The organism is Arthrobacter sp. (genome assembly GCF_030540645.1).
In the GTDB taxonomy this organism is placed as follows: domain Bacteria; phylum Actinomycetota; class Actinomycetes; order Actinomycetales; family Micrococcaceae; genus Specibacter.
The window spans coordinates 31,286-37,710 of record NZ_JAUNVV010000023.1; the positions used below are offsets into that span (position 1 = coordinate 31,286).

4 protein-coding genes are annotated in these 6,425 nt (G+C 58.8%); 1 reads left to right on the top strand and 3 read right to left on the bottom strand.

From position 1 onward, the window contains the following. The first annotated feature begins 76 nt into the window (after positions 1-76). Positions 77-1,969 carry a triacylglycerol lipase gene (locus Q4P21_RS06560; protein WP_303388004.1) on the top strand — a complete coding sequence of 631 codons (1,893 nt, stop codon included), beginning with the start codon at positions 77-79 and terminating at the stop codon, positions 1,967-1,969. A gap of 571 nt (positions 1,970-2,540) precedes the next feature. Here Q4P21_RS06560 and Q4P21_RS06565 read toward each other — a convergent pair. The 3 genes from Q4P21_RS06565 to Q4P21_RS06575 are packed head-to-tail and all read right to left on the bottom strand — an operon-like array spanning position 2,541 to position 5,287. Further along, a complete protein-coding gene (locus Q4P21_RS06565) occupies positions 2,541-3,167 on the bottom strand; it encodes a response regulator transcription factor (protein ID WP_303387994.1) in 627 nt (208 codons plus the stop codon). Beyond that, complete coding sequence (locus Q4P21_RS06570; protein ID WP_303387995.1) at positions 3,164-4,555, bottom strand: sensor histidine kinase; 1,392 nt, start codon at positions 4,553-4,555, stop codon at positions 3,164-3,166. Before Q4P21_RS06570 ends, Q4P21_RS06565 begins: the two co-directional genes overlap by 4 nt. An 18-nt stretch (positions 4,556-4,573) precedes the next feature. Next, entirely contained in the window at positions 4,574-5,287 is a 714-nt protein-coding gene (locus Q4P21_RS06575) for a hypothetical protein (protein ID WP_303387996.1), read from the bottom strand. Positions 5,288-6,425 lie beyond the last annotated feature (1,138 nt).

Sequence of the window (6,425 nt, forward strand, 5' to 3'; positions counted from 1 at the left end):
TACCCTTCCTGAGCGTGCATCCAAGCACACTCTGAATCCAAAAAGGCAAGGAGGGCTGTGGCAACGACTGGTGACCATGTTGCTGGCCTACGCACTGGCCGTAGTAGGTATTGCCGCAGTCGGTTTGGTGGCAGCCGCGCCTGCATCCGCAGCTGATGACTGCTCCAAGCACTCCGGCACCATTCCGAAATCCATGACTGGACGCCCTGTGGTGTGGGTGCACGGCTGGCTGGGAGGAGCCTCTTCGTCGGCCGCTGCGGTCGCCATGCTACAAAAGTTTCTTGGTACCGGCTTTGTGGTCCTTGCCTTTGACTACGAGGCTCAGCATTCAACGTGGCCTGTTGGGAACTCCATTTCAGCCTGCCTTGCCGATTACATCACACAGGCAGCGGGGTCCTATTCTGCCGGCGGCGGCAAGGGAGGTGTCATTGGTGCGGCTCATTCCATGGGCGGAATCGCCTTGCGGTCGGCCGCAGCATCGCTAGAAACGGCAGGCAAGCCTGAGCTGTTGTCCGGCATCGTTACCTTGGGTACGCCGCATCAGGGTTCGCCATGGGGAGGAACCATGGCAGCCACCCTGTTGGATGAACTCGCCCGCTACGGGAAGGCATACCTAAACGGGTTCTCCTTGATCGCAGCGGGGACCGACGCTGTGAAGTGCCTCGCTGCTGAACGCGAGCCAGGTTGTAAGCAGCCCGGATACCTGCCCAAGGACACCATGATCGCCACGGTAGGTTCGCAAATTGTGATTCAAAAGATGCTGTTCGACATTCCTTTTGTGAAGAATGAAGAAACGGCCGATTTCTCCTTGTTTGGCGACACCATCGTCCCGTCAAGCTCGTCCAATGGCTATGCCGGATCCGTCGACGGGACTGTGACTGGAAAGCTAATGGGAACATACACCCGGCAGTGCAATGAGTCCTCCAGCTACCTAAATTCGCTTGCTGTGGCCCAGGCAGTCAAATCAGGACTAGGCGGCATCATTGTTGAAGAATTGAAAACACTTGCCTCAATCGGCGTAGACACCATCGCACTGGATGGGCTGGCCACAGGTAAGGCCAGTATTTCCCAGTTCCCTCTCATGCTGCAGGGCATGCAAAGCCACTGCTTCCACAACAGCCTCCCCACGAACGGACCCAGCCAGGTCCAAGTGGCAAACTTCATCCTAGCCATGGACGCCACGCTGCCCCACGGCGAGGGCCTGCCAACCCATGGCCAGCGTACCTGGCTCTATGAGGTGCCCAGCAGCGGGGCTGCAGATTCCGGTCTGGAGGTGTCCCGCCGTCTAGGCCCCGAAGGCACCGAATACACCAACAGCACCAGTCAGACAGCCTCTTGCAACACGGAATCCGTGGCGCAAAACTATACGTTGGGCGGAAAATACGTCGGATTCCATGCCGTGGTGGGGCAACGTTTCGGAGCGCCCTCGGACCTTGAAGTTGAATACACATTGGCGTCTGGCAGCGGTGAACTGACGCGATTCATCCTGGTCGGATCCGAATCCCGCGCCCTGGACCTAAACATTGCCTCGCTAGACACCCTGAGCGTGACGGCAAGGGTAGTTTCCGGCACCTGCGACGGGATTCCCGAGACGTTTGGAACTCTGAGTGCTCTTGGCGACGCCTACGTGGAGGAACCGGCAGCCGTGGCTACCGGCCAGGGCGCGTCTGACGGCACCACGGCCGGGGACCATGGCTGGCCTGTCTGGCGTCATGACGAATATCCCGGCCTGTCCATCTGGTTCGGGGCGGCCGCAGTTTCCGGCCACAACAACATCGGCCTTCCCAGATGGGTCAGCTGCTACGAAAAAGTCTGCATCATTGGCAACGACACCATGGTTGGCGTCGTTGTAAGGGGTGATTCCGGCTTCAAGATGGCATGGGAATTCAGCGCCGATATTGACGCAAAAACAAAACTTCAGGAACTTAACGCCTCTGAAGACGAGCTTTTCGGTTTCCTGAGCCAGTAAAGCCTCAGCAGGTGTGATCTCTCAGGACATCGATTGATCGGGTAATCCATTGGTTCGCCAAAATTAGCTACCCGCTAGTGACTGTGAGTCTTGGTATTGGCGGCTGTCGCGGGACGTGGTTGTCTCACTAGAGTCACCATCGTTGTGGTTGCCGATCCATTTGGGTCAGCGGACTACTGCACGCAATGACCAAGTGAGTATGTTGACGTTGTCACGACTTTTCCTGTCGGACTGTACCGGACGCGTCGTACTAGGGTGCAGTTCCGCAGGAAGTCACTTCTACCCCAGTGCTGGCAATGGCACTAATCTGGTTTGACCTGCATCGGGTACGATAAAGCTGCTGGTTTCTAGGGTCTTCGGGTTTAGGCGCCTAGAAGGTCGACGGCACTGGCCAGTCGACGACGGCTCGCCATATCCTTGTTGCGGTACGTTTGAGCCATGTAGGCTCCCAAATCTGGGACCCCAGACTACCGGGTGGAATGCCCTTTATCGTTGCGAAACCGGGTTCTGGGTACTGAAGACTGCCATTGTTTGATGGGGGATCGACTTGCGGTCAACAGTTGGGTGGCACTCAGCCCGGGGCATCGAAACCGGCTTTGTGCGCCTTCGCGACAGCTTCCGCCCTTGTGTTGACACCGAGCTTGGCGATGATGTGCGACACGTTATTGCGCACGGTCTTTGTCGTGAGAAAGTGGGCGGCCGCGATCGCATCCGTCGAGCGACCGTGGCAGAGTTCGATCAGAATGTCGCGTTCCCGTGCGGTCAGCTGAGGAAATATCCCCCCGGAGCTGCGCAGTCCATGGACAAGCAGGCGTGCGAGCGGCGCATCCACGAATAGAGTCCCCTCCATGACTGCCTCCAGTGCACGGTGCACATCCCCACTGTGCGCGCCTTTGAGCAGGTACCCCGTAGCGCCCGCTCGGAGAGCTGCGAAAAGGGAGACATCGTCGGCAACCATCGACAGCACAAGCACTCGCCGGCCGGGATCGTCGCGGAGCAGCCGGCGGATGGCCTCTATCCCGCTAATACCCGGCAGGTGGAGGTCGACTACAAACACATCAACGTCTTGTGTGGGGGCCAGATCGAGCAGTTCCTCGCCGGATGCCGCTGCGCCGACGACATCCATACCCATTTCCTTCAGAAGAAGCGTGAACCCCTCCCGGAAGACGGCGTGATCGTCGCAGACTAGAATCTTCATGATCGTGGTACATCCGCCGACTCGGAAAGCTCGGCTATCACGATGGTTGATGCGCCGTCGAAGACGACGACGAGGGAGCCTGCCAACGAACGGGCCCGCTTCTCCATTGAGGCTAGGCCGCGACCGCCATGTGAGCCAGGTTGCTGTGGGCCGGCACCATCGTGCGTGATCCGTATTCGAAGTCCCTTATCGATGCGGATGAGTTCGATCGATACACATGTCGGATGAGCGTGACGGAAGGCGTTGGTGAGGGATTCGGCGATGATGCGATAGGCGACCATGGCAGTTCGATCAGAAAGCTCGTCTTCGATGTCTGACTGCATACTGATCTGTACGCCTGCTAGTGCCATCTCGTCAGCGAGACGCCTGACGGCGCTCTCCAGACTGCGGCCGCTCATGCGTATCGGGCTTAAGTCGGCGAGCACACCGCGCAGAGTTTGCAAGGCTTCATCTGCAGCGGAGCGAACCAATTCAATCACCTCGAGAGCATCTGGACGGCCTGTTTGGAGCCGGAGTGCTGCGATGTCGGCATGGATCCCGATCGCCGACAGGAGTGGACCGAGATCATCATGAAGGTCATCCGAGATCCGGTCCCGTTCGTCTTCGCGTGCCTCGATTACCTGCTGTCTGGATGTTCGCAACCCAGCAATCAAGTCCTGCAGGGTGATCGCGGCGATGGAGACCGGAATGAGAGGACTAATCAGGAGCTGGACGAAGGGAGACCCTTCAGGGAGAAACAGCAATGCGCACAGCGCTGGCACGGTGACGAGCATCGCTCCCAAGAGAGGACGCAGACGTCGTGTCGAGTGAGCAGCAGACGATACAAGTCCGATAGTGAGCAGTGCCGCTGTCGCGACGATCGCTAAGCCCACCAGCTGAGCAACCTCAAACACGGGTGCACCCGCTGGCCACAAAACACCTACTCCCATAGCGATCGCGCACCCGGAGATTGCTGTCACGATCCCGAGCCTGCGCCAGCGGACGGATACGCTACTCGCCGGAATGAAGAGAATTGGAACAAGGGTGACCGGTAGGGTGATCGCGATGACCCAGATCCATCCGCCGGTCCAGAGAGCTAGGCCCGGATCGGCACCGATCAGCGGCGCAATCTGCACCCACGCTGTGCCGCTGACGGCGAGTGCCGCGCTGCCAGCGACCGCCAGCATAGCGATCGCGACAACGCTGGCCCCACCCGATAGGGCCACCACCACTGCAAGCGAAGCCCAGATGACACCTTGGCTCACGTCCTCGATGACATGCAAGTCGAATAGCCGCTCCGGAGCGACCGCGGCCACCACCGAGCCCCCAAGCACTGCGGCGCCAGCGCTCAACCCCGCGGCCACAGTTAGCTGGGTGCTTCGAGGTTTGGTGATCTCGTGGGCGTCCATGGTAGCACTACTATGGACTCACTTCGTACGGTTAGACAAGGGGTTGAGGTATCCACTCCGCGCAGCCTTGACGATTAGGGCAACCACCGCGATGGCCAATGGAGCCATCGTGACCACCCCGATAGGTCCCATTCCACTGAGTGCTAAGGCGATCACTACGCCCGCCATGAGCAAAATCGGCACGAATTTGCCCACGCGTCGCGACAGGAGGGTTCCTGTCCCAACGATAATCAGTCCCAGTGCGAACATGATCAGTACCCAGTACTCCAGCAGCACGCCCTCGGGGCCGGAAACGATTTTCAGTACGATGTCCTGGCCCACACTGACTGGGATCCCCGTCCTAGTCGCGGCGTGTGTTGCAAAGCCCTGCACGATCTGGCTCAGCGCGTTGAGTATCGCGCCAGCGCTCATCAGAAGTAACCCAAGTCGCGTAAGAATTGCTCCCCGCGCCGCGCGCGGAACGAGATACCCTATCGGCCCGGCTAGGAGGATGAACAACGCCGAGCCCACCCCGGAGAGCATCCGCGTGGCGAAGACCAGCCCACGCTGCTCAACCATGATGGGGAATGCTTCTTCGACAGTGTGCGGAAGCACAGGAAAAAGCGCCTGAGCCAGCACGAAGATGACCGGCGCGATCACCGCTCCCACGACTATTGCTGTTCGCCCGGCGGGTGAGACTCCGCCGCGCGCAGATGTGCCGTGCTCGGCACCAACATATTGGGCTTGGACCATCAGATTCTCCTATCGAAGGTTGTGGTCCCACCATCTCGCAATAGAGTCCCGGCCGACAGAGGCGGTTGCCATGCTTCTCCGGGACGCAGCGCCGTACGCCGGATTAGTCCAAGTGAAACCGCCATCGGCGATCAGAGGGTGGGCCCGGAACGTTGGCAACACTCTCACCCAACAACAAGACCAAAAAGCACTCCGTGAATATTGGAAACCCACATTATTGACGAAACATAGAGAGACACCGCCACGTCCACACGAACGGCTGACACTTCCTCATGTACCCCGTAGGCCTTGATACTTGGCACGGCGCCATGCACGAACACTGATCCAAACTGAAGGACAAGAGGTACTCCGTGAGCGCCATGGCCAGACACCCACTCCCTGGTACACCCTAGAACCATCAGACAAAATCAAACGAACTCAGTTGGCAGCCGGTAGCTGGCGAGCTCCGCCCGGTTCAGGAACAACGAAAGCATCACCAGAACGATTCAGGCCGCTGGTGCCTCCGGTACTAGCGCAAAGCGCGCACTGATCCTGGGATTAGAGTGCGACCCGTCAGCAATTGTTTGGGAGTCTCACGAGACATGCACCTAAATGCGCTGAGATAATTGTGGCCCGGGGAGATGGAAGCCAGCAGCCGAGCCAGCCGATAAATATCAGGGCTTACCCTGTCACGAATCGGCGTCCCATTTGACCGACCTCCCCAAGACAATGATCACGCTAACTCACCACGCGGCGGCTGGACAATTCCTGAAGTAGGTCGCGATAGAGCACCTGGTAGCGGCAAACTCCTCCAAGTCTGTCCTGGTCGACAGGATCCTCCTGACACTGGACCGATGCGCCATTCCCAGCCACCCCCATTCTTGAAGTCGTCGCAATCCGCCAACCCAAACACAATTACCGGGCCGCAAGAGCCGCTTCCTGGACAAAAATCAATTCGCACTGGGCGGCTGTATTGATGAGGACTACTGGTACTCCTGCACCCCGACCAACTTTGACGTTAGTGACGACGAGGCAACCGACCGTACCCTCATGCGTGTCAGCATTACGACTAACCGTTTCTGCTATTGGCTTCCGATGCCTTGGAGGTGCAACTGCTGATCGTTCTGACGTTCCACTCCGCGGCCACGACACTGTGGGG